Below are 22,914 nucleotides of genomic sequence, written 5' to 3'. Positions count from 1 at the left end.
GGCAGGGCCGGAACTCATCGCGCGTACGGAAATGGATGTCGGACGGTCGCGAGTTCCTGGGCGTCGAGTCGCGCCGCCAGACGGAAGGACGCGAAGACCTCGGAATCCTGGAACACCGTATTGCGGCTGATGCCCGCGCTGGTGACGGTGAAGACCTGGAGCGTGTGCATCTCGTACCCCTCACCGACGCGCCGATAGGCGGCGAAGCCGGGCTGGCCGTTGGCGGTGACAGGTTTCAGCGACCAGTCCGTACCGGCGTGTTCGAAGACCCACTCCATGAACAGGCCGTACTCGCCGCGGCCCGCGAACCAGTTGATCACCGGCGGCATCTCCATGATCACGTCATCGGTGAGCAGCCGCTGGATTCCCTCGACATCAGCCCGTTCGAACGCCTTCATGTAACGATCGATCCAGGCACGCTGCTCGGCCGTCGAGGGCTCGTCGGCCTGCTCGTGCCCGCCCCCGGCGTCCTTCACCCGGGCACGTGCCCGCTGCAGCGAACTGTTCACCGACGCCACGCTCGTGCCGAGGATGTCCGCTGCCTCGGCCGCGGAGAAGCCGAGCACCTCACGGAGGATCAGCGCACCACGCTGACGCGCCGACAGATGCTGCAGTACGGCGGCGAACGCCAGGCGCAGGCTGCTGCGCTCGATCACCGTGCCGGCCGGATCAGCCGCCTCCAGCAACGAGTCGGGCAGGGGCTGGAGCCAGGCGACGTTCTCCCGCGACACGAGCGGCGCGAGCGGCTCGGACGCTGCCACCAGTCCCGAGGGCAGAGGCCGGCGGCCCCGGGCCTCCAGAGCGGTCAGGCATACGTTCGTCGCGATCCGATAGAGCCAGGTCCGCAGGGAACTGCGCGTCTCGTCGTACTGCTCGCGCGCCCGCCAGGCCCTCAGATACGTGTCCTGCACCAGGTCCTCGGCGTCATGAGCGGAGCCGAGCATCCGGTAGCAGTACGCCAGCAACTCCGAACGGAACCGTTCGGTCCTGCGATCGAAGTCCTCTGCGCCGGCCGCCGTCACGCCCACACCTCTCCGCCGCTGTCGAGGGCACGATACCCGCGGGCCGATGCCCGGCTCCGGCGTACCGACAGGCCGCTGTCACCGTCCAGGTCCGCAGGCGAGCACCGGAATAGACGGGCCCCTTCCCGACGATGTAGCGGTCGTCAGCACGACGGGTGACGCGGGCCGGGGAATGGACCGCGGCCCGGCGCAGGAAGGGGACGGGAGCCGATGAGCCTTCGCCAGTTCGAGTACGCCCTGGCCGTGGCCGAGGAGGGCTCGGTGACGGCGGCGGCGGAGCGGCTGCGCGTCGCTCAGCCGTCGGTGTCCCAGCAGATCCGTGGCCTGGAGCGGGAGCTCGGTGTGGAACTGTTCGCCCGCACGCCGACCGGCCTCGTGGCCACCGTCGTCGGCCGGGCGTTCCTGCGGGAGGCGGAGGCCGCGGTGAGCGCGGCGCGGCGTGCGAAGGCTACGGCGCGGGCCGGCGCCGATGAACTGGCGGGCGAACTGGTGGTCGCCGCGCAGATGGGCTTCGGTACGCGGCAGTGGCCGGGCGCCCTGGACGCGCTGCGGCGCCGCTACCCCCGGCTGGAGGTGACCGTCTTCGAGGAGCCGAGCTCCGCGGAGCTGGAGCGGCTGTGCCGCCGGGGCGTGCTGGACCTCGCCCTGATGGCGGCGTGCGAGCGCAGCCCATCCGACGCCCACCGCCTCGGCGACGAGGAGTTCGTCGTGGTGCTCGGCCCCGGCCACCGGCAGCTCACCGCGGACCGGGTCGACCTGCGTGAGCTGGCGGGGGAGGCGTGGGTGAGGTTCGACCGCGACAGCGCGCTCGACGGGGTGCTGCTGAGCGTGCTGCGGGACAACGGCCTGACCCCGGCCACCGCCGCCCGCGTGTCCCAGACGGCGACGGCCGTGCGCTGGGCCGCCCACGGGCTGGGCGCGACGCTCGTGCCCGCCTCCGCCGTGCCCCACGGCCACGAGCACCTCGCACGCCCGGTGTTCCCGGCCGTGTCCCAGCCCGTCATCGCCGTGCTCCGCCAGGGCGCGGGCCCGGGGGAGACCGCCCTGCTCGACCTGCTGCGCGGGGAGAGCTGGACCGGGCCGGCTTCCCTGCGCTGACCATTCGGGAACGCCGCGCGGTGGCGGCGTCCCCCGGGGCCGCCACCGCATTTCCCTTTCGGAATTCCGTGGAATCAGCCCCGGGGGAATTCCCCGCCGTCCACGGTGAGAATGTTTCCCGTCACCCAGCTCGCCCTTTCGGAAACGAGGAACAGCACCGCGTCGGCGATGTCATCGGGACGCCCCACGCGCCCCAGCGGCACGCCGCTGTTGTCCGCGCCCGTCCCCGGGACCATGCGCGCCCACTCCTCACGAGTGGCCTCGCCGCCGGGCGTCTCGGTCCTGCCGGGGCTGACGGTGTTGACCCGGACGCCGAACGGCGCCAGCTCCAGGGCCAGTCCCCGGCTGTAGTTCTCCAACGCGGCCTTCGCCGCCGTGTAGTGCAGGAACGGCGGGGGCGCGAACGGGGTCGCGGCCGAGGAGACGTGCACGATCGTCCCCGAGCGCTGTTCCCGCATCCCGGGTGCCAGTAGTGCGTCCAGCCGTACGGACGCCAGGTAGTTCAGCTCGAGTTGGTCCTGCCACTCCTCGTCGGGGATGTCCGCTGTGTGCCGGAACGGCCGGGCCCCGCCCGCGTTGTTGACCAGGATGTCCACCCCGCCGAGCACGTCCTGTGCGGCGGCGGCGAGCGTCTGCGCACCGGCTCGGGTCCGCACGTCGGCCTCGACGAAGGTGACACCTTCCGGTACCGCGCTCGCCGCCGACCGGGCGGTCGTGAGCACCTCGGCGCCCGCGTCGCGGAGTTGGCGCACGATGGCCGCCCCGATTCCCCGGGACCCGCCTGTGACCAGGGCCCGCTTTCCGGCGAGTTCCTGCTTTTCCGGTGCATTATCCGTATGGGGCATGAATCCGGTCCTCTCTCAAATGTGGTACGCGTCTGCTCGGCGGACATGGAATTCGTCGTCGCGAGCTGTTTTGACGGTACGTTCGGGAGAGAGCCAGAGGCAAAGACGAAATGTCAGCGGCTGCTATAGGGAATTCCTATGGCATCCCGGACCACGGCCCTGCGGTGGCCGGGTCAGGAGTCGAGCACGGCGGCGACGGACTCGATCTCGACGAGCTGGTCGTGGTAGCCGAGCACGGTGACGCCCATCAAGGTGCTGGGAACGTCGTGGTCGCCGAACGCCGCCCGGACCACCTTCCACGCGGTCCCCAGGTCCTCCTGCCGAGTGGACGCGACGAGTACGCGCGTGCTGATCACGTCCTGCAAGGAGGCGCCGGCGGCTTTCAGGGCGGTCCGCATGTTCTCCACGGCCTTCGCCGCCTGACCCGCGTAGTCCCCGACGGCCGCCGTGGAACCGTCCTCGTTCAGCGGGCATGCCCCCGCCAGGAAGATCAGCCGCGCCTCGGCGGGCGCGGTGGCCGCGTAGGCGTACTCGGCGACATCGGACAGGGCGGCTGCGCGAATCAGGGTGACGGCACTGGGCATGGTGGGACGGCTCCTCCGGTGGACGGGCGGGTGGGCGGGGCGGGGCGGTTACTCGAAGCGGGAGGGGTCGCCGGCTCCGCGTCGTACGATCTCCAGCTCGCCGCTGGAGAAGTCGATGACGGTGGTCGGCTCGGTGCCGCAGTCGCCGGAGTCGACGACGACGTCCACCTCGTGGTCGAGGCGCTCCTTGATCTCCCAGCCCTGAGTCATCGGCTCCTCCTCGTCGGGCAGGAGCAGGGTGCTGGAGAGCAGAGGCTCGCCGAGCTCCTCCAACAGGGCCTGGACGACGGCGTGATCGGGGATGCGGACGCCGACGGTCTTCTTCTTCGGGTGCAACAGCTGACGCGGCACCTCCTTCGTCGCCGGAAGGATGAAGGTGTACTGGCCGGGAGTCGCGGCCTTGATGGCGCGGAACACGTCGTTGTCGATCTGCACGAACTGCCCGAGCTGGGCGAAGTTCTGGCACATGAGCGTGAAGTGGTGGCGGTCGTCGAGGTTGCGGATCGCGCGGATGCGGGAGATGCCGTCACGGCTGCCGAGCTGACACCCGAGGGCGTAGCAGGAGTCCGTCGGATACGCGACGAGCGAGCCGGAGCGGATGCTTTCGGCCACGCTGGTGATGGTGCGCCGCTGGGGATTCTCGGGATGTACGTCGAAATACTTCGCCATCCGGCGAGTCTACGGCCGGGGCGGCAAGCGGTTCGAGGTGAAGGCGGGTACTTCTGCCCCTGAGAGGGGCAGGACAACCGTTTCGGGTGGTGGGGCTTGGCTCAAACCTTTTCGGCCATGTCGGGTCGAGCCCTGCTCCCGCACCGCCGGACCATGAATCGATGCCGAACCGATGTTGCATCATACACTTGACGTGCATGATGCATAGTTCATGCATGGTGCACACTTGTGGTATATATGTGCAAAAGAGGTCGCCCCGCCCTGCGGGGAGGCAAGCCCGGCAGTCGAAGGAAGCCTCGCGTGGACATGCCTGTGGACCGGATCGAGTTCGAGACCATGCTGCTCGGGCGGCACATGAATCTGCTCGCCTCACGGGGCGGCGGCCGGCTCGACCGGAGTGCCTACATTCTGCTCAGCCGCATCCGGGTCGAGGGTCCCATGTCCATCGGTCAGCTCCGGGACGCCTTCGGCCTGGACACGTCCACGCTCAACCGGCAGACCGCCGCGATGCTGCGCGCCGGAGTCGTCGAGCGCATCCCCGACCCGGACGGCGGCATCGCCCGGAAGTTCGTCATCACGCCGCAGGGCGAGCAGCGCCTGGACAACGACCGTACCGAGAACCTCAAGGGCCTGGAGACGCTGCTGGCCGACTGGACGCCGGAGGAGGCTGCCCAGCTCGCGGACAACCTCGCCCGCCTCAACCGTGACATCGAACGCCTCGACGGGCGGCCCTGGCCGCGGGACTGAGTGCGCCGGCGGCCGGGCGCACGGGCGGCCGCCCGCTCGGTTCAGTCCGAACGGGCCGCGCGCGTCTGCGACCGGTTGGCCTTGCGGATCGCGTCGAGCAGCTCGGACTTGGACATCCGTGACCGCCCGTCGATGTCCAGCCGCTGAGCAACACCGTAGAGATGCTCCTTCGAGGCACTTTCGTCGACGCCTTCTCCGCTGCGGCCACCCTGCTGCCGGGGCCGCGCCGACTGCGGGTCCGAGGGACCCTTGCGGCCGCCCTCCTTGCGCTCCCAGTGATCACCGACCTTCTCGTACATGTGCTTCAGCGCGCCGTACGCCACCCGGTGCGCACGTTCCCCTTCGCCGTACTGCTCGACGGCCGAGTCGTGGGCCTTGATCCACGTGTCCTGGGCCTCCTCGGGCGACCGTTCCAATGTCGACGGCAATTCCTGGCGTCCGGGCATGTCACTCACCTCCTGGGGTGCGGCTGTCCCGAGTGACCGGGTTCCCGTAGCCGGGCCGTGGTAAACGGCGGCGCCCGGAGCCTGACAGCGCCCTGACCCAGGCGGGTCCCGCCCGCGAATGGGTCACGCCTCTGCCCCGACCGGCTCCCGTACCTCCTCGTAGCCCTTCACCCTGCTGAAGCTCAAGCCGATGCGAAGGCTGCCGATGACCTGGGGCCGGATGAGCAAGCGGCCGGTGCCGGACGCGGTGATGGACGCCTGGTTCCGGCCGCTGTGGACCTCGCCGGAGATCCGCCGGGACCTGCGGAAGTACGTCCTGGGCGTGCCGCCCAAGGCCGAGCTCCTGCGCTGGGCGGAAGCGCTGCGCACCTTCGACCGGCCGGCGCTCGTAGCCTGGGCCTCGGAGGACCGGGTCATGCCGCCGGAACACGGACGCCGGCTCGCCGCGATGCTGCCCAAGGGCGAGCTGGTCGAGATCGCCGACAGCTACACCCTGATCCCGCAGGACCGGCCGGACGAGCTCACCCGGCACCTGAGGGAGTTCCTGCGCAAGGGATGAGGGCACGCGTCCGCCTCCGCCGAACAAAGGAGCGTGACCTCGCACCCGTACGCCACGGCGTGAAGCGGAGCTGCGGCGGCGCTTAAGAAAACCTCGATGGACCTGGGGCGCGGGGTACGGCAGATTTCTCCCTGACGGCGGAGGATGGTGCGCGGCAGCCGGTCGGACGCGCTGCCACGCCGTCCCTCTCATACTTCCCCGGGCCGCAGGCTTCCTCAGACATGCCCTGCGGACCCGGGGACATCAACGCCGCACCAGGTAACAGGGAGCCGCAGCCGTGAAGGCACTCGTGAAGCAGAAGGCCGAGCCGGGACTCTGGCTGATGGACGTGCCCGAGCCGGAGACCGGCCCCTCGGACGTCCTGATCAAGGTGCTCCGTACCGGCATCTGCGGCACCGACCTGCACATCCGTAATTACGACGGATGGGCCCAGCAGTCCATCAGGACCCCGCTCGTCCTCGGCCACGAGTTCGTCGGCGAGGTCGCCGCGATCGGCTCCGACGTCGTCGACATCGCCGTCGGCGACCTGGTCAGCGGCGAGGGCCACCTCGTGTGCGGCAAGTGCCGCAACTGCCTGGCCGGACGCCGCCACCTCTGCCGCTCCACGCTGGGACTCGGCGTCGGACGTGACGGGGCCTTCGCCGAGTACGTCGCGCTGCCCGCGTCGAACGTGTGGGTGCACCGGGTCCCCGTCGACCTGGACATCGCCGCGATCTTCGACCCGTTCGGCAACGCCGTGCACACCGCGCTGTCGTTCCCGCTGGTCGGCGAGGACGTCCTGATCACCGGCGCCGGCCCGATCGGCATCATGGCCGCCGCTGTCGCCAGGCACGCCGGCGCCCGCAACGTCATGATCACCGACGTCAGCGAGGCCCGCCTGGATCTCGCCCGCAAGGTCGGCGTCAGCCTCGCGCTCAACGTCGGCGAGCAGACCATCGCCGACGGCCAGCGGGAGCTGGGGCTGCGCGAGGGCTTCGACATCGGCCTGGAGATGTCCGGCCGCCCCGAGGCGATGCGCGACATGATCGCGAACATGACGCACGGCGGCCGCATCGCGATGCTCGGACTGCCGTCCGAGGAGTTCCCCGTCGACTGGTCCCGGATCGTCACCTCCATGATCACGATCAAGGGCATCTACGGCCGCGAGATGTACGAGACCTGGTACGCCATGTCCGTCCTGCTGGAGGGCGGCCTCGACCTCGCCCCGGTGATCACCGGCCGCTACGGCTACCGCGACTTCGAGGCGGCCTTCGACGACGCGGCGAGCGGACGCGGCGGCAAGGTCATCCTCGACTGGACCGCCTGACCGACCTCGTAACGGCCCGTACACACCAGGAGACACTCTTCATGTTCGACTCCGTACGCGACGACATGCGCACCACCCTCGAAGAGATCGAGGCCGCCGGGCTGCACAAGCCCGAGCGCGTCATCGGCACCCCGCAGTCCGCGACCGTGGCCGTCACCGCGGGCGGCCGCCCCGGTGAGGTGCTGAACTTCTGCGCCAACAACTACCTGGGCCTGGCCGATCACCCCGACGTGATCGCCGCCGCGCACGACGCGCTGGACCGCTGGGGCTACGGCATGGCCTCCGTCCGCTTCATCTGCGGCACCCAGGAGGTCCACAAGGAGCTGGAGCAGCGGCTCTCCTCCTTCCTGGGCCAGGAGGACACGATCCTCTACTCCTCCTGCTTCGACGCCAACGGCGGAGTCTTCGAGACCGTCCTGGGCCCGGAGGACGCGGTCATCTCGGACGCCCTCAACCACGCCTCGATCATCGACGGCATCCGCCTGTGCAAGGCCAAGCGCTTCCGCTACGCCAACCGCGACATGGACGACCTGGAGCGGCAGCTCAAGGAGGCGTCCGGGGCCCGCCGCCGTCTCGTCGTCACCGACGGCGTCTTCTCCATGGACGGGTACGTCGCCCCGCTGCGCGAGATCTGCGACCTGGCCGAGCGCTACGACGCCATGGTCATGGTCGACGACTCGCACGCCGTCGGCTTCGTCGGCCCCGGCGGTCGCGGCACGCCCGAGCTGCACGGCGTGATGGACCGCGTCGACATCATCACCGGCACGCTCGGCAAGGCGCTCGGCGGCGCCTCCGGCGGCTATGTGGCCGCCCGCGCCGAGATCGTCGCGCTGCTGCGCCAGCGCTCGCGCCCGTACCTCTTCTCCAACTCGCTCGCCCCGGTCATCGCGGCGGCCTCCCTCAAGGTCATCGACCTGCTGGAGTCCGCGGGCGATCTGCGCGAGCAGCTCAACGCCAACACCGCGCTCTTCCGTACCCGGATGACCGAGGAAGGCTTCGACGTCCTGCCCGGCGACCACGCCATCGCCCCCGTGATGATCGGGGACGCGGCGAAGGCAGGCAGGATGGCGGAACTGCTCCTGGAGCGCGGTGTGTACGTGATCGGGTTCTCGTACCCGGTCGTCCCGCAGGGCGCGGCCCGCATCCGCGTCCAGCTGTCCGCCGCGCACTCCACCGCTGACGTGAACCGCGCGGTCGACGCCTTCGTCGACGCGCGAGCGGCACTGGGGGCGTAGTCCCCGGCCGGGACGCCCCGCGCGACCTGGGAGAATAGGTCACATGATCGATGCACGGCGGCTGCGCATCCTGCGGGCGGTGGCGGATCACCGCACGGTGACCGCCGCGGCCGCCGCGCTGTATCTGACCCCCTCCGCCGTCTCCCAGCAGCTCGCCGCGCTGGAGCAGGAGACCGGACACCGGCTGGTCGAGCGGGGCGCCCGCGGCGCCCGGCTCACCCCCGCCGGCGAGATCCTGCTGACCCACGCCAACGCGGTGCTGGCCCAGCTGGAGCGGGCGGAGGCGGAGCTGGCCGCGTACAGCTCGGGCGACGCCGGTACGGTCACAGTCGCCGCGTTCGCCACCGGCATCGGCCTGGTCCTCGCCCCCGCGATCGCCGCCCTGAGCAGGACCGCGCCCGGCATCAAGGTCCGCGTCCAGGACGCGGAGGGCGACGCGAGCGTCCCCATGGTGCTGGACCGCCAGGTCGATGTCGCGGTCGCCGTCGAGTACCGGGGCGCGCCGGGCGAGGACGACCGGCGGCTGACCCGCGTACCGCTGTACTCGGAGCCGTTCGACGCGGTGCTCCCGGTGGGCCACCGGCTGGCCGGACACGAGCAGGTCGCCGTCGCCGACCTGGCCAAGGACGCCTGGATCGGGCCCTATCCGGGCAACCCCTGCCACGACGTGGTCGTCCTGGCCTGCGAGTACGCCGGTTTCGCACCGGACCTCGAACACTCCTCGGACGACTTCCACGCGGTGGTCGCCCTGGCGGGCGCGGGCGCCGGGGTCGCCCTGGTCCCGCGCACCGCGCTGCGCGGCATGGCCCTGACGGGCGTGGTGGTCCGCCCGGTGCACGGCAGCGCCCCGACACGCCGGGTCTTCGCGGCGGTGCGCCGGGGCGCGGAGGCCCACCCGCTGATCGCCCCGGTGCTGGACGCGCTGGCGGGGGCGGCGGGGGACGACGTGCTCGCGGCGGGCTGAGGAACGGGCCGAATCCGCACCCCGCCCTACGCGCCCTGCGCCGGCTGGAGCAGGTCCCAGCGGTTGCCGTACAGGTCCTCGAAGACCGCGACCGAGCCGTAGACCTCGTGCCGCGGCTCCTCCAGGAACCGGACCCCGGCCGCCAGCATGCGGGCGTGGTCACCGGCGAAGTCCTCCGTGTGCAGGAAGAAGCCCACCCGGCCGCCGGTCTGCGTACCGACACTGGCCGCCTGCGCCTCGTCCTTGGCCCGGGCCAGCAGCAGCCCCGTGCCCTCGGTGCCCCGCGGACGGACCACGACCCAGCGCGTGCCGTCGCCCCGGTCGGTGTCCTCCACCCGCTCGAAGCCGAGGGCGCCGGTGTAGAAGGCGAGCGCCTCGTCGTAGTCGCGGACGACCAGGGTGACCAGGGCGATGTGGGACATGGGATTCCTCGCGAGACGGAAGGGGACGGGAAGGCTCTTCGCGGGACAATATCCGCCATGGACACCAGCGACCTCACCGGGCTGACGGCCCGCGCCCGCCGCCTCGCCCTGGCCGGTGACCGCCGCATCCTGGGAATCGCCGGGCCGCCCGGCGTTGGGAAGTCCACCCTGGCGGAGCGGCTCGTCCGTGCGCTGGGACCGCTCGCCGTCCTCGTGCCGATGGACGGCTTCCACCTCGCCCAGGCCGAACTGGAACGGCTCGGCCGGGCGGAGCGCAAGGGCGCGCCCGACACCTTCGACGCCGCCGGGTACGCGGCCCTGCTCCGGCGGCTGCGGGCGCCGGAACCGGGGACCGTCGTGTACGCCCCCGCCTTCGACCGGTCCCTGGAACAGCCCCTCGCCGGCGTCCTCCCCGTACCGCCGGACGTCCCACTGGTCGTCACCGAGGGGAACTACCTCCTGTACGGGGAAGGGGCCTGGGCGCCCGTGCGGGGGCTGCTCGACGAGGTGTGGTTCCTGGAGCTCGACGACGAGGTGCGGGTCCGCAGGCTCGTCGACCGGCATGTGCGGTTCGGCAAGGAGCGGGCGTATGCCGAGCGCTGGGTGGCCGGTTCCGACGAGGCCAACGCGCGGCTCGTCGCCACCGGCCGCGACCGCGCCGACCTCGTCGTACGGCTCGCTCACGGCTCGCGGTCCTGACTGCTCGCGCACCACCGTCCGGGCGGGCAGGATGCAGGGAGCCGTTCCGCGCCGCCAGGAGGTCCCGCATGTCCAGCCCCAACCCGCCCTTGCCCTTCACCGCCGACGACTACCCGGCCCGGATGACGCGGGCCGCCGAGAGCGCCGCGGCCGCCGGACTCGCGGGCGTGCTGGTGGCGCCCGGGCCCGATCTGGTGTACCTGACCGGCTATCAGCCCCCCGCGGCCACCGAGCGCCTGACCCTCCTCGTCCTCACCGCCGGCCAGGACCCGGTCCTCGTCGTGCCGGCCCTGGAGGCCCCGGACGCGGAGAAGGCCGTCGGCGCGCCCGCGCTGACCCTGCGCGACTGGACCGACGGCAAGGACCCGTACGCACTCACCGCGCCGCTGCTCGACGCGAAGGGCCGGTTCGGCATCAGCGACAACGCCTGGGCGATGCACCTGCTCGGCCTCCAGCAGCTGCTGCCCGGCACGTCGTACGCCTCCCTCACCCAGGCCCTGCCGATGCTGCGCGCCGTGAAGGACGGCCCCGAGCTGGAACGGCTCGCCGCCGCGGGGGCCGCCGCCGATGCCACGTACGAGGAGATCCTGAAGGTCCGGTTCGCCGGCCGCAAGGAGACGGACGTGGCCGCCGATCTGGCGCGGCTGCTCACCGAGTCCGGGCATTCCCAGGTCGACTTCACCGTGGTCGGCTCCGGCCCCAACGGCGCCAACCCGCACCACGAGGCGGGGAGGCGCACCATCGAGCAGGGCGACATGGTGGTGCTCGACTTCGGCGGCCTCAAGCACGGTTACGGCTCCGACACCTCCCGTACGGTCCACGTCGGCGAACCCACCGCCGAGGAGCAGCGGGTCCACGACATCGTGCGGGAGGCCCAGAAGGCGGGCTGCGACGCCGTACGGCCGGGCGTCGCCTGCCAGGAGATCGACCGGGCCGCCCGCGCCGTCATCACCGAATTCGGCTACGGCGAGCGCTTCATCCACCGCACCGGCCACGGCATCGGCGTCACGACGCACGAACCCCCGTACATGATCGAGGGCGAGGAGCAGCCGCTCGTCCCCGGCATGTGCTTCTCCGTGGAGCCCGGCGTCTACCTGCCGGGCCGGTTCGGCGTCCGGATCGAGGACATCGTGACCGTCACCAAGGACGGCGGCCGCCGCCTCAACGCCACCCCGCGCGAGCTGGCGATCGTCGAGTAGCGGCGCCCCCCGACCGGGATCAGTCGTCCGCCAGCACCACGCACGACTCCGGCGGCAGGTGCAGCGCCCCGTCCGCGCCCGGCGGCTCGACGGGCAGCCAGGCCGCCAGGACCCTGCCCCCGCCGCCGCGGTGCCGGCCGCCGCCCAGCGGGATGGTGGCCGGCTTCTCGTCGAGGTTGACGGCGACCCGCAGGTCGCCCCGGCGAAACGCCAGCCAGCGGGCGTCGTCGTCGTACGCCGTCTTCACCGTCGCCAGATCCGGGTCGCTGAGGTCGGGCAGGGCGCGGCGCAGCGCGATCAGTTCGCGGTACCAGGCGTACAGCCGGGCGTGCGGTTCGCGCCGGGGCTCGCTCCAGTCCAGGCAGGACCGGTCGCGGGTGGCGGGGTCCTGCGGGTCCGGGATGTCCTCCTCGGCCCAGCCGTGCGCGCCGAACTCCCGCCGCCTGCCGGTGCGTACGGCCTCCGCGAGCTCCGGATCGGTGTGGTCGGTGAAGAACTGCCACGGCGTACGCGCGCCCCACTCCTCGCCCATGAACAGCATCGGGGTGAAGGGACCGGTCAGCACGAGCGCCGCCGCGCAGGCCAGCAGGCCGGGGGAGAGGGAGGCGGCGAGCCGGTCGCCGAGGGCCCGGTTGCCGATCTGGTCGTGAGTCTGGGCGTAGCCGACGAAGCGGTGCGCGGCGGTGCGGGTGACGTCGACGGGGCGGCCGTGCGTACGGCCCCGGAAGCTGGAGTACGTGCCGTCGTGGAAGAAGGCGCTCGTCACGGTCTTGGCGAGCCCGGCCAGCGGGGCTGCCGCGAAGTCCGCGTAGTAGCCCTGGGACTCGCCCGTCAGCGCGGTGTGCAGACAGTGGTGGAAGTCGTCGTTCCACTGGGCGTGCAGACCGAGGCCGCCCGACGCGCGCGGCGTCGTCGTCCGGGGATCGCAGAGATCGGACTCGGCGATCAGCGAGAGCGGCCGGCCCAGCTCGGCCGAGAGCGCGTCGGTGGCCGCGGACAGCTCCTCCAGGAAGGTCAGCGCCCGCGTGTCGGCCAGCGCGTGGACGGCGTCGAGGCGCAGGCCGTCCAGCCGGTAGTCGCGCAGCCAGGCGAGCGCGCTGCCCAGCAGGAAGGCCCGCACCTCGTCGGAGCCCGGCGCGTCCAGATTGACCGCCGCGCCCCACGGGGTGTGGTGCGTCTCGGTGAAGTACGGACCGAAGACGGGAAGGTAGTTGCCGGAGGGACCCAGGTGGTTGTGGACCACGTCCAGGACGACCGCGAGCCCCAGTCCGTGCGCCGTGTCGACAAAGCGCTTCAGCCCCTCGGGGCCGCCGTACGGTTCGTGCACGGCCCACAGCGACACCCCTTCGTACCCCCACCCGTGGACGCCGGGGAACGGGCAGACCGGCATCAGCGACACATGGGTGATGCCCAGCTCGACGAGATGCCCCAGCCGGGCCGCCGCCGCGTCGAAGGTGCCCTCGTCGGTGTACGTACCGATGTGCAGCTCGTACAGGACCGCGCCCGGCAGCCCGCGCCCCGCCCAGTCGCTGCGCCAGACGTACGCGTCGTGGTCGAGGACGGCGCTCTCGCCGTCCGGCCCGTCCGGCTGGCGGCGCGAGCGGGGATCGGGGCGCACCGGGCCGCCGTCGAGGGCGAAACCGTAACGGTCGCCGGCCGCGGCCTCCGCCTCGGTCCGCCACCAGCCGGCCCGGTCCGGATCAGGCTCCATCGTCCGCAGCTCACCCGACAGCCGCAGAGCGGCCGATTCCGCGTCCGGTGCCCATACCTCGAACAACATGCAGCGCTCCCTCGTTTCCGGCTACCGCCCATGGTCGGCAGACGGCGCGATCTTCGACCCGCGACACTGGATCGAGTCCGTAACTGGCGATTAAGGTCTGGATCTGGTTCTGGTTCTGATCATTGCCCTGCCAGGTTCTGACCTACTCACTCCCCCTTACGGCTGTGGAGGCTGAAATGACCGTGCCGCCCTTCCCGCCCGGTTTCCTGTGGGGAGCCTCCGCCTCCGCCTTCCAGACCGAGGGCGCCGCCGACACCGACGGCAAGGGGCCCTCCGGCTGGGACGCCTTCGCCGCGCAGCCCGGGCGGATCAAGGACGGCACCGACACCACGCGCGGCACCGGCTTCCACCGGCACTACCGCGAGGACGTCGCCCTTCTGGCCGGGCTCGGCGCCGACGCCTTCCGGTTCTCGGTGAGCTGGCCGCGCGTCGTGCCGGGCGGCAGCGGGCCGGTCAACCCGCAGGGGCTCGACTTCTACGACCGCCTCGTCGACGAACTCCGCGCCCACGGCATCACCCCGGCCCCCACCCTCTACCACTGGGACACCCCGCTCCCGCTGGACGAGGCCGGCGGCTGGCTCAACCGGGACACGGCCCACCGCTTCGCCGAGTACGCGGGCATCGTCGCCGAACGGCTCGCCGACCGCGTACCCATGTGGATCACGATCAACGAACCCGCGGAAGTCACGATGCTCGGTTACGCACTCGGCGAGCACGCCCCCGGCCGCGCCCTCCTCTTCGACGCGCTGCCCGCCGCCCACCACCAACTCCTCGCCCACGGCCTGGCCGTGCGCGCCCTGAGGGCCGCCGGTGCGGACAACATCGGCATAGCCGTCTCGCACTCCCCGGTCTGGACCGCGGGGGAGTCCGACGAGGACCGCTTCGGCGCCGAGCTGTACGACACCCTCACCAACCGGCTGTTCGCCGACCCGCTCCTCACCGGCCGCTACCCCGACGAGAACTTCGCCGCGCTGATGCCGGGCCCGGTCGAGGACGACCTGCGGACCATCTCCACCCCGCTCGACTGGTACGGCGTCAACTACTACAACCCGACACTCGTCGGCGCCCCCAGGGCCGGCGCCCTCGACACCTTCGCCGGCTTCGGCATACCAGCCGAACTCCCCTTCGGCATCCGGGAGATCGAGGGGTACGAAAAGACGGACTTCGGCTGGCCCGTCGTCGCCGACGGACTGCGCGAGACCCTCGTCCAACTGCGGGACCGCTACGGCGACCGGCTCCCGCCGCTCTACATCACCGAGAACGGCTGCGCCGTCGACGAACCCACCGCGGACCACCGCCGCATCGCCTTCCTCGACGGCCACCTGCGCGCCCTGCGGGAAGCCATCGACGCCGGCGTCGACGTACGCGGCTACTTCACCTGGTCGCCCACCGACAACATCGAGTGGACCGAGGGCGTCAGCAAGCGCTTCGGCCTGGTCCACATCGACTACGAGACGCTGCGCCGCACGCCCAAGGACTCGTACGCCTGGTACCGCGACGTCATCAGGCAGCAGCGCGCGAACGGCCGCTGACCGATGAAGCCCGATGGGCGGCCCTGGTCGCCCTGCATGGGATTCGGAGGCCCGCCCGGTGGACCGGTCAGTCGTCCCACACCATGTCGAAGGCTCGCTCGAAGTTGACGTAGCCCAGCCGCGCGAAGGACTTCGCCATCGGCACATTGCCGAGATCCGTCGCCGCCCGGATGCGCTCCACGCCGTCCTGTCCGGCGAGCACGCGGGTGCCCTCGGCGAGGAGTTCGTCGATGTAGCCGTGGCCGCGGTGCGCGGGCAGCACGCCGATGTACGCGATGACCGGGTTGTAGCTGTTGCGGGCGGGAATGACGAAGCCGACCGGCCTGCCGTCCGGGAGTTCGGCGATGCGCCACCACTCCTGCGGGGTCGAGTAGTGGGCGAACTCCTCGTCGTAGTGCTTCTCCGCGGCCTCGCGCGCCGTCAGGCCCGACGCCATATCCGCCTGGCCGTGGGCGTCGAGCGTGCCCTCCATCACCGGTGTCATCAGGGTGAGGAGATCCTCGCGCCCGGCGACCGTGCGGAACCGCAGCCGGCCGCTGTCGGCCGGCACGGGGGTGCCCGCACGCCACTCCAGGCGCAGCCGCTCCACGAGCATCCGGGCGCCGGTGCGCTCCATGACCCGGATGCGGGACTCGACGACGTCACGGGCCGCCGGGTCCTCACGCCAGTCGGGCGGTATGAAGCGGCCGTACTCCGGACGCGGGGCGCCTGCCGGAACGACGGCCGCGGTCGCCGCCTCCAGCAGCCGCAGCCCCGCCTCCCCGCGCTCGGGCTCCGGCAGTGTGTCGTCCAGGTCGAAGAAGTCGAGGAAGAGCGGGTCCTTGCCGTCCTTGCTCCACCAGGCGATCCGCGCCACCACCCGGTCGCCCCGCAGGGCCACCCACATCCACTCCGGGCGGCGGCGGCCCGTCACCAGGTCGTCCGCGAGCTCGTGGTCCAGGACGTAGGACAGCCGGCGGAACAGGCCGAGTTCCTCCGGGCCGCTCAGCGGACGGACGGTCAGATCGAGTGGTGCGTCGAGCACAAATCCCCCACAGGTGTACGGGCTCGCCCCGGCGGTCGCCGGGACGGCACGGCGGCCGACAGTAGCAACGTCCGGCGCGCAGCGCCCTGGATATTCGGGGTGGCCGCGCAGGTCAGGAAGGCGGAAAGCGGGGTTCTTCTGGACACTCCGGGGCGGTCGGCACGACAATTGACGTGTGACGTCCTCCTTCGAGTCCCACACGTACCCCGCGCGGCTCTCCGATGCCCAGCGCGACCGTGTTCTGGGTGTGCTCAGAGAGGGCGCGGCCCAGGGCAAGCTCTCCCACGACACCTTCATGCGGCGCATGGAACTGGCCCTGACCGCCAGCCGTTCCGAGGAACTCGAGGCGCTCACCGCCGACCTGGGGCGCAACGGCCGCTGGTCGCGGCCGCTGTTCCGGGCCGTGAGCGGTGTCTCCGGCTTCCCCGAGCGGGTGCGCAGAGCCTGGCGGGCCGAGCGGCTGCCCAAGCTCCTGCTCCCCGCGCCCAGTCCGCGGCCCCTGCGCATCGGCCGCGACCCGGGCAACGGACTGCGCCTCAGCCACGAGACGGTGTCCCGGATGCACGCCGAACTCACCGCGCACGGCGGCTGGTGGCTGCTGCGCGACCTCGGCTCGACCAACGGCACCTGCGTCAACGGCCAGCGCGTCACGGGGGCGGTGCCGGTGCGCGAGGGGGACCAGGTGAGCTTCGGCAGAATGGCCTTCCGCCTCTCCGCACCCGCGCCCCTGCCGCCCGCGTAACGCGCTGACCGCTGAGGCGCCCCGGCCGCGGGCCGCCTAACGGTCCGCGTCGGGCTCACCGGGACCGCCGCCGCGTTCACCGAGCCGCTGACCGTCTGCCGCCCGCCCCGGGGCCCGGTCCGGCCGGGGCTGAACGGGCCCGGCCGCCCCGTCACCCGGACGGCCGTACGCCGACTGCGGTGGCTCCGTTCAGGTGATCCCCTGGCAGGGAGCGCGCCGCGCACCGGCGCACCGGACACCCGGGGGTACGCCATGCAGGCAGACACGCCCCGTGACATACCGGCCCCGACGCCCTCGCCCGAACGCCGCACCGCCCGGCGCCCGTCCGCCCGGCCGCGCCGATCGGCCCGCGCCGGAGGCGGCCCCAGTGTCCTCGCGCCGGGCGCGGCCCATGATCCGTACCGGCTCTACCGGGTCCTCCGCGAGGAGTACCCGCTCTGCTTCGACGCGCCGCTGGGGGCCTGGCTCGTCAGCCGGTACGACGACGTCGCCACCGCCCTCACCGACCCGAGGTTCGCCGGCTACCCGCACGACGGAGCGCCCCGGGGCGGCCCGGCACCGGTCGGGCTCTGCCACGGAAGCGTCGGGTGCCTGCCCCGGGGCCGGCACGCCGTGGAGACCGGCTCCGTGCCCGGGCATCTGGCCGAGCGCGTCGAGCGGACCGCCTACGTACTGGCCCGGCGCATCGCCGGACGCCCTCAGGCCGACCTCGTCAAGGAGTTCTGCCGCTGGCTGCCCGCAGACGCCGGCACGGGTACGGCCGACGCCTCCCCCTGCGCCCGGCACACCGCTCTGCGCGAGACCGCGCTCGCCTCATTCCTCGCCAATCTGCTGGAGGACCCGGACCTGATGGCGGTCATGCGCATCGAACCCGCACTGACCGGCCGGGCCTGGACCGAGTCGCTGCGCCGTGACCCGCCCGTCCAGATCGTCCTGCGCCGCACCGTCGCCGAGGTCACCCTCAGCGGCGGCACCCTGCCGGCCCGGGCACCCGTCGCCTGCCTGATCGGCTCGGCCGGCCGCGACCCGGAACGGTTCGCCGCACCGGACGTCTTCGATCCCTTCCGCCGCGACCAGGACCGCGGCACGCCCGGCCCGGCGGGCTGCCCCGCCGTGCTGCTCGGCCGGCTGGAGGCCGAACTGGGCCTGCGCGCCCTGCTCGACGCGATGCCCGGCCTGCGCTGGGCGGACGGCTTCCGCCCGGCGGCCACGGGCCTGCTCACACGGGGGCCGCGGTCCCTTCTCGTCCGGCCGTAGACCATCCGGCCGTAGACCGTCAGGCCGTGGACCGTCCGCCCCGGCTGAGCAGTGCCACCGGCCGCTCCGCGAACAGCTCCGCCACCAGGACCGCCCCGCCGGAGAACTTCCGGCCCGGCGTCAGCAGGTCGTACCAGACGCCCTCGTCAGGCAGCGCCAGCTCGGTTCCGCGCCAGCCGCCCGACTCCGCGAGACGCAGCGACAGCCGGGTCACCGCGGTGACCACCTCGCCCGTACGGCAGAAGGCCAGGCAGTGCGCCGCCGCCGGACCGGAGGCGGTCAGCGGGGCGTACGTGCCCGACTCGCCGAACACCTCGGGCCGCTCCCGGCGCAGCCGCAGCGCCGTCTCGGTGAGCTCGGCCTTCTCGTCGGCGGGCGCCCCGTCGGGCGGCTGCCGGAACGGCCGCCGGTTGTCCGGATCGACCAGCGCCAGATACTCCCGCTCCGTGCCCTGGTAGAGGTCCGGCACCCCCGGCATCGTCAGGTGCACCAACGCCGCGCCCAGCCCTTGCGCCCTCACGTGCGGGGCGAGCGTCTCCGCGAAATCTTCGAGGAGCGCGCGCGCCGGACCGGTGCCGGCGGCCGGCCCGGAGGCGACGAAGTCCGTTGCCACCCGCTCGTACACCGGATCCGGTTCGGTCCAGCTCGTGAAGAGACCCGACTCGCGCACCGCCTTGAGCAGGGCGGGCTCCAGCCGGCCGGCCCGCTCCCCGGGCGGGAAGCCCACACAGCCGAACGCCGTCTGCCAGGCCTGCCAGGCGAGCTGCGGATCGGGCGCGGCGGGCCCCGACCGCGTCAGCCCGGCGATCAGCTCCGTCCACCGCCCGGGGCACTGCGACAGCACCGCGACAGCCGCCCGGACATCGGCACTGCGCTTGGTGTCATGGGTCGTCAGGGCCGTCCCGGTGGCGGGCCAGTCGCGGGCGAGGCGCGCACAGAAGGCGTGGAACTCCTCCGGAGCCACCGCCGGCTGCCCCGGATCGCCGCCCACCTCGTTGGCCGAGAGCAGCGGCACGTACCGGTAGTACGCCGTGTCCTCGACCGCCTTGGCCCGCAGCGCGGACGCCGTCTGGGCGAACCGGGCACAGAACGCCGCCCGGTCCGCTCCCGCGCCGAGCCGCCCCAGCGCCAGCTCCCGCACCACGTCGACGGCCGAGGCCTCCTCCCGTACCGAGAACGCCGCCTTGGCATCGCTCACCGCGACCGCGTCGAGCGTCGCCTCGGCCGTCTCCGTGCAGGGGCCGCCCGCCAGCACGTACGGGCGGTAGACCGGCACCCGGACCAGCAGTTCCCGCACGGCGGTGTGCAGGGCCCAGGGGGCGTGGTCGCGCAGCGCGGGGTCCTCGGCACATACGCGGGAGGCGAGCCGGGTCAGCAGCTCGGTCTCGGCGGCCAGTTCATGGGTGACCACCCGGTACGCGGCCCTGCGCACCGTCGCCGACCAGTAGCCGCCCCGGTCGCCGGCCGGGTCGGCGTACGCGCGGTAGCCGGCGGTCAGCTCGGCCGCGCCCTCCGGGTCGACGAAGAGCCCGTCGATCCGGTGCAGCGCGTCGTACCCCGTCGTCCCGGCGACGGCCCAGCCCGCGGGCAGCGGCTCGGAACCGGTGAGGATCTTCTCCACCACCGTCCACACCCCGCCGGTCGCCTCGGAGAGCCGCTCCAGATAGCCGGCCGGGTCGGCGAGCCCGTCCGGGTGGTCGATCCGCAGGCCGTCGACGACCCCGTCCCGTACCAGCTCCAGGATCTTGGCGTGCGAGGCGGCGAAGACCTCGGGGTCCTCCACCCGCACCCCGATCAGCTCCGAGATGGTGAAGAAGCGCCGGTAGTTCAGCTCGGTGCGGGCCAGCCGCCACCAGCCGAGCCGGTAGTGCTGGGCGTCCAGCAGCTCGGGCAGATCGAGGTGGGCGGTGCCGGCCCGCAGCGGGAACTCCTGCTCGCCGTAGCGGAGGACGTCCCCGTCGACCCGAAGCCGGTCCCTCTCCTCGCCGATGCGTCCGGCGAGCACGGGCAGCAGGATCCGGCCGTCTCCCGCCGCCCAGTCGATGTCGAACCAGCGGGCGTACGGGGAGCCGGGCCCCTCGCGCAGGACCTCGCGCAGCGCGTGGTTGTGCCGGGGGTCGGCGGCCATGTGGTTCGGCACGATGTCCAGGACGAGGCCGAGCCCGTGGTCGCGGGCGGTGCGCGCCAGCCGGCGCAGCCCCTCCTCGCCGCCCAGCTCGGCGCGCACCCGGCCGGGGTCGACGACGTCGTAGCCGTGCCGAGAGCCGGGCACGGCTTCGAGCACCGGGGACAGGTGCAGATGGGAGACGCCGAGGGAGGCGAGATACGGCACGGCGTCCTCGGCGGCCGAGAACGGGAACTCCGGCTGGAGCTGGAGCCGGTAGGTGGCGGAAGGCGTCATGGGAACGTTCGTACCCAGATCCGGGCCGCCTGTCTCACCCGGGCACGGACTTAGACCGACCGGCTGCCCCCGCCCCGGCTGCTTCGCCCATGCCGGACCGGCGCTCCCCCTCACACCGGCCCGGCTCTCACCTCACGCCGGCCGCTGAAGCACCACCATGCTCCGGCCCACCAGCGTCACCCGTTCGCCCGCCGCCACCTTCGGACCCGCACCGGTGAGCACCCCGTCCGGGCGGGCCGTGTCGACGACCGCCAGCCACTGCCGCCCGTGATTGACCGGGACGGCGAATTCCAGCGTCTCGGCGCTCGCGTTGAACATCAGCAGGAAGGAGTCGTCCGAGATCCGTTCCCCGCGCGGGCCGGGCTCCGAGATCGCGTGACCGTTCAGGAAGACCGTCAGCGCCTTGGCGTGCGCCGCCTGCCAGTCCCGCTGGGTCATCTCCTTGCCCTCGGGGGTGAACCAGGCGATGTCCGAGAGCTCGTCGTGCGTGCCTTCCACGGGACGCCCGTGGAAGAAGCGCCGGCGCCGGAAGACGGGATGGTCGCGGCGCAGCCACACCATCGCCCGGGTGAACTCCAGCAGACTGCTGCCGAGCCCGTCGCCGCCCTCCCCGTCCTGTTCCTCGGCGTCACCGTCACCGGCCTTGGCCCCGGCCGGGTCCGGCCAGTGCACCCATGACAGCTCGCTGTCCTGGCAGTAGGCGTTGTTGTTGCCCCGCTGGGTCCGGCCGAACTCGTCGCCGTGACTCAGCATCGGCACGCCCTGGGAGAGCATCAGCGTGGCGATGAAGTTGCGCATCTGCCGCTCGCGCAGCGCCAGCACCTCGGGCCGGTCGGTCTCGCCCTCCACCCCGCAGTTCCACGACCGGTTGTGACTCTCGCCGTCCCGGTTGCCCTCGCCGTTGGCCTCGTTGTGCTTGTCGTTGTACGAGACCATGTCGTGCAGGGTGAATCCGTCGTGGCAGGTGGTGAAGTTGATCGAGGCGAGCGGCCGCCGTCCGTCGTCCTGGTACAGGTCGGACGACCCCGTCAGCCGGCCCGCGAACTCGGCCAGGGTCCGGGGCTCTCCGCGCCACAGGTCCCGCACCGTGTCCCGGTACTTCCCGTTCCACTCGGTCCACAGCGGCGGGAAGTTCCCCACCTGGTAGCCGCCCTCGCCCACGTCCCACGGCTCGGCGATCAGCTTGACCTGGCTGACCACCGGGTCCTGCTGGACCAGGTCGAAGAACGACGACAGCCGGTCCACCTCGTGGAACTGCCGGGCCAGCGTGGCCGCCAGGTCGAAGCGGAAGCCGTCCACGTGCATCTCGGTGACCCAGTAGCGCAGCGAGTCCATGATCAGCTGGAGCACGTGCGGGGAGCGCATCAGCAGGGAGTTCCCGGTCCCCGTGGTGTCCATGTAGTAGCGCTGGTCGTCGGCGAGCCGGTAGTACGAGGCGTTGTCCAGCCCGCGGAAGGAGAGCGTCGGCCCCAGGTGGTTGCCCTCCGCCGTGTGGTTGTAGACCACGTCGAGGATCACCTCGATGCCGGCCTGGTGCAGGGCGCGCACGGCCTGCTTGAACTCCAGGACCTGCTCGCCGCGGTCGCCCCAGGACGCGTAGGCGTTGTGCGGGGCGAAGAAGCCGATGGTGTTGTAGCCCCAGTAGTTGGCGAGCCCCGCGTCCGCCAGCCGGTGGTCCTGGACGAACTGGTGCACCGGCATTAATTCGATGGCCGTGACGCCGAGCTCGGTCAGATGGGCGATGACCTCCGGATGGGCCAGCCCCGCGTACGTACCGCGCAGCTCCTTCGGCAGCCCCGGATGGAGCATCGTCAGGCCCTTCACATGGGCCTCGTAGATCACCGTGCGGTGGTAGTCCGTACGGGGCCGCCGGTCGTCGCCCCAGTCGAAGTACGGGTTGACGACGACGGAGGTCATGGTGTGCGGCGCCGAGTCGAGGTCGTTGCGCGCGTCGGGCCGGCCGAACGGATAGCCGTACACCGCCTCGCCCCACTGGATCTGCCCGGCGACCGCGCGTGCGTACGGGTCCAGGAGCAGCTTGGCGGAGTTGCAGCGGATGCCGCGCTGCGGTTCGTACGGCCCGTGCACCCTGAATCCGTACCGCTGCCCGGGCATCACCCCGGGCAGATAGGCGTGGCGGACGAAGGCATCGGTCTCCCTCAGCTCCACCGCCGTCTCGGAACCGTCGTCGTGCAGCAGGCACAACTCGATTCGGTGGGCGGCCTCCGAGAAGACCGCGAAGTTGGTCCCGGCGCCGTCGTACGTGGCACCGAGGGGGTACGCCTGTCCCGGCCAGACCTGCATAGATTCGACTCTTCCACTTCTGATGCGGTTGCCTGGGGAATGCGGGCTCCCTGAGGCAGATCTTCCCCGAAAACGCGGC

At 72.1% G+C, this 22,914-nt stretch carries 20 protein-coding genes and 1 pseudogene; 11 read left to right on the top strand and 10 right to left on the bottom strand.

The features are described from left to right. Positions 1-14: 14 nt before the first annotated feature. Positions 15-1,022: a sigma-70 family RNA polymerase sigma factor gene (locus ABTX18_RS27425; protein ID WP_352125426.1), complete on the bottom strand. Its 1,008-nt coding sequence runs from the start codon at positions 1,020-1,022 to the stop codon at positions 15-17. 210 nt (positions 1,023-1,232) lie between these two features. On the opposite strand from ABTX18_RS27425, the gene ABTX18_RS27420 reads away from it, so the two are divergent. Next, positions 1,233-2,120: a LysR family transcriptional regulator gene (locus tag ABTX18_RS27420; RefSeq protein ID WP_352125425.1), complete on the top strand. Its 888-nt coding sequence runs from the start codon at positions 1,233-1,235 to the stop codon at positions 2,118-2,120. Between the two features lie 74 nt (positions 2,121-2,194). On the opposite strand, the gene ABTX18_RS27415 is transcribed toward ABTX18_RS27420, so the two are convergent. The 3 genes from ABTX18_RS27415 to ABTX18_RS27405 all read right to left on the bottom strand — a co-directional run bounded on the left by ABTX18_RS27415 (position 2,195) and on the right by ABTX18_RS27405 (position 4,218). Continuing rightward, positions 2,195-2,965 carry an oxidoreductase gene (locus tag ABTX18_RS27415; protein ID WP_352125424.1) on the bottom strand — a complete coding sequence of 257 codons (771 nt, stop codon included), beginning with the start codon at positions 2,963-2,965 and terminating at the stop codon, positions 2,195-2,197. 173 nt (positions 2,966-3,138) lie between these two features. Beyond that, positions 3,139-3,549 carry a RidA family protein gene (locus tag ABTX18_RS27410; RefSeq protein WP_352125423.1) on the bottom strand — a complete coding sequence of 137 codons (411 nt, stop codon included), beginning with the start codon at positions 3,547-3,549 and terminating at the stop codon, positions 3,139-3,141. A 48-nt stretch (positions 3,550-3,597) separates the two neighbouring features. Continuing rightward, positions 3,598-4,218, bottom strand: coding sequence for an L-threonylcarbamoyladenylate synthase (locus ABTX18_RS27405; protein WP_352125422.1), 621 nt, complete (start codon positions 4,216-4,218; stop codon positions 3,598-3,600). 300 nt (positions 4,219-4,518) lie between these two features. Between ABTX18_RS27405 and ABTX18_RS27400 the strand changes: the two genes are divergently transcribed. Continuing rightward, positions 4,519-4,965: a MarR family winged helix-turn-helix transcriptional regulator gene (locus ABTX18_RS27400; RefSeq protein WP_352125421.1), complete on the top strand. Its 447-nt coding sequence runs from the start codon at positions 4,519-4,521 to the stop codon at positions 4,963-4,965. A gap of 41 nt (positions 4,966-5,006) precedes the next feature. Here ABTX18_RS27400 and ABTX18_RS27395 read toward each other — a convergent pair whose 3' ends face one another. Then, positions 5,007-5,411, bottom strand: coding sequence for a ChaB family protein (locus ABTX18_RS27395; RefSeq protein WP_352125420.1), 405 nt, complete (start codon positions 5,409-5,411; stop codon positions 5,007-5,009). 166 nt (positions 5,412-5,577) lie between these two features. Here ABTX18_RS27395 and ABTX18_RS27390 point away from each other — a divergent pair. From ABTX18_RS27390 to ABTX18_RS27375, 4 genes and pseudogenes are all read left to right on the top strand, one after another. Further along, positions 5,578-5,970 (top strand): annotated as a pseudogene (locus ABTX18_RS27390) (alpha/beta fold hydrolase); the annotation flags it as partial. 277 nt (positions 5,971-6,247) lie between these two features. After that, positions 6,248-7,276, top strand: coding sequence for an L-threonine 3-dehydrogenase (gene tdh / locus ABTX18_RS27385; protein WP_352125419.1), 1,029 nt, complete (start codon positions 6,248-6,250; stop codon positions 7,274-7,276). A 41-nt stretch (positions 7,277-7,317) separates the two neighbouring features. Continuing rightward, complete coding sequence (locus tag ABTX18_RS27380; protein WP_352125418.1) at positions 7,318-8,511, top strand: glycine C-acetyltransferase; 1,194 nt, start codon at positions 7,318-7,320, stop codon at positions 8,509-8,511. A gap of 43 nt (positions 8,512-8,554) precedes the next feature. Next, positions 8,555-9,475, top strand: a complete 921-nt coding sequence (locus ABTX18_RS27375; RefSeq protein WP_352125417.1) for a LysR family transcriptional regulator — start codon at positions 8,555-8,557, stop codon at positions 9,473-9,475. Between the two features lie 26 nt (positions 9,476-9,501). Here ABTX18_RS27375 and ABTX18_RS27370 read toward each other — a convergent pair whose 3' ends face one another. Next, positions 9,502-9,897, bottom strand: coding sequence for a VOC family protein (locus tag ABTX18_RS27370; protein WP_352125416.1), 396 nt, complete (start codon positions 9,895-9,897; stop codon positions 9,502-9,504). Between the two features lie 57 nt (positions 9,898-9,954). Here ABTX18_RS27370 and ABTX18_RS27365 point away from each other — a divergent pair, with 57 nt between their 5' ends. Continuing rightward, positions 9,955-10,596 (top strand): nucleoside/nucleotide kinase family protein, encoded by a 642-nt coding sequence (locus ABTX18_RS27365; protein WP_352125415.1) that lies wholly within the window; start codon positions 9,955-9,957, stop codon positions 10,594-10,596. 68 nt (positions 10,597-10,664) lie between these two features. After that, on the top strand, positions 10,665-11,795 hold the full coding sequence (locus ABTX18_RS27360) for a M24 family metallopeptidase (RefSeq protein ID WP_352125414.1): 1,131 nt from the start codon (positions 10,665-10,667) through the stop codon (positions 11,793-11,795). 19 nt (positions 11,796-11,814) lie between these two features. On the opposite strand, the gene treZ is transcribed toward ABTX18_RS27360, so the two are convergent. After that, positions 11,815-13,575, bottom strand: coding sequence for a malto-oligosyltrehalose trehalohydrolase (treZ, locus tag ABTX18_RS27355; protein ID WP_352125413.1), 1,761 nt, complete (start codon positions 13,573-13,575; stop codon positions 11,815-11,817). Between the two features lie 176 nt (positions 13,576-13,751). Here treZ and ABTX18_RS27350 point away from each other — a divergent pair, with 176 nt between their 5' ends. After that, complete coding sequence (locus ABTX18_RS27350) at positions 13,752-15,107, top strand: GH1 family beta-glucosidase (RefSeq protein ID WP_352125412.1); 1,356 nt, start codon at positions 13,752-13,754, stop codon at positions 15,105-15,107. 67 nt (positions 15,108-15,174) lie between these two features. On the opposite strand, the gene ABTX18_RS27345 is transcribed toward ABTX18_RS27350, so the two are convergent. Then, positions 15,175-16,131 carry a GNAT family N-acetyltransferase gene (locus ABTX18_RS27345; protein ID WP_352125411.1) on the bottom strand — a complete coding sequence of 319 codons (957 nt, stop codon included), beginning with the start codon at positions 16,129-16,131 and terminating at the stop codon, positions 15,175-15,177. Positions 16,132-16,306: 175 nt separating this feature from the next. Between ABTX18_RS27345 and ABTX18_RS27340 the strand changes: the two genes are divergently transcribed. Next, positions 16,307-16,873 carry an FHA domain-containing protein gene (locus ABTX18_RS27340; protein ID WP_352125410.1) on the top strand — a complete coding sequence of 189 codons (567 nt, stop codon included), beginning with the start codon at positions 16,307-16,309 and terminating at the stop codon, positions 16,871-16,873. A 252-nt stretch (positions 16,874-17,125) separates the two neighbouring features. Next, positions 17,126-18,130, top strand: a complete 1,005-nt coding sequence (locus tag ABTX18_RS27335; RefSeq protein WP_352125409.1) for a cytochrome P450 — start codon at positions 17,126-17,128, stop codon at positions 18,128-18,130. A gap of 19 nt (positions 18,131-18,149) precedes the next feature. Here ABTX18_RS27335 and treY read toward each other — a convergent pair whose 3' ends face one another. Together treY and glgX are read right to left on the bottom strand one after the other, a co-directional pair. After that, the gene (treY, locus tag ABTX18_RS27330; protein WP_352125408.1) at positions 18,150-20,531 is read right to left on the bottom strand and encodes a malto-oligosyltrehalose synthase; all 2,382 of its coding nucleotides are present in this window, start codon (positions 20,529-20,531) and stop codon (positions 18,150-18,152) included. A 132-nt stretch (positions 20,532-20,663) separates the two neighbouring features. Continuing rightward, on the bottom strand, positions 20,664-22,835 hold the full coding sequence (glgX, locus tag ABTX18_RS27325) for a glycogen debranching protein GlgX (protein WP_352125407.1): 2,172 nt from the start codon (positions 22,833-22,835) through the stop codon (positions 20,664-20,666). Positions 22,836-22,914: the final 79 nt, after the last annotated feature.

The sequence above is a fragment of the Streptomyces sp. NPDC096323 genome (genome assembly GCF_040302845.1).
GTDB lineage: Bacteria > Actinomycetota > Actinomycetes > Streptomycetales > Streptomycetaceae > Streptomyces.
This window is presented reverse-complemented; position numbering and strand designations above follow the sequence as displayed.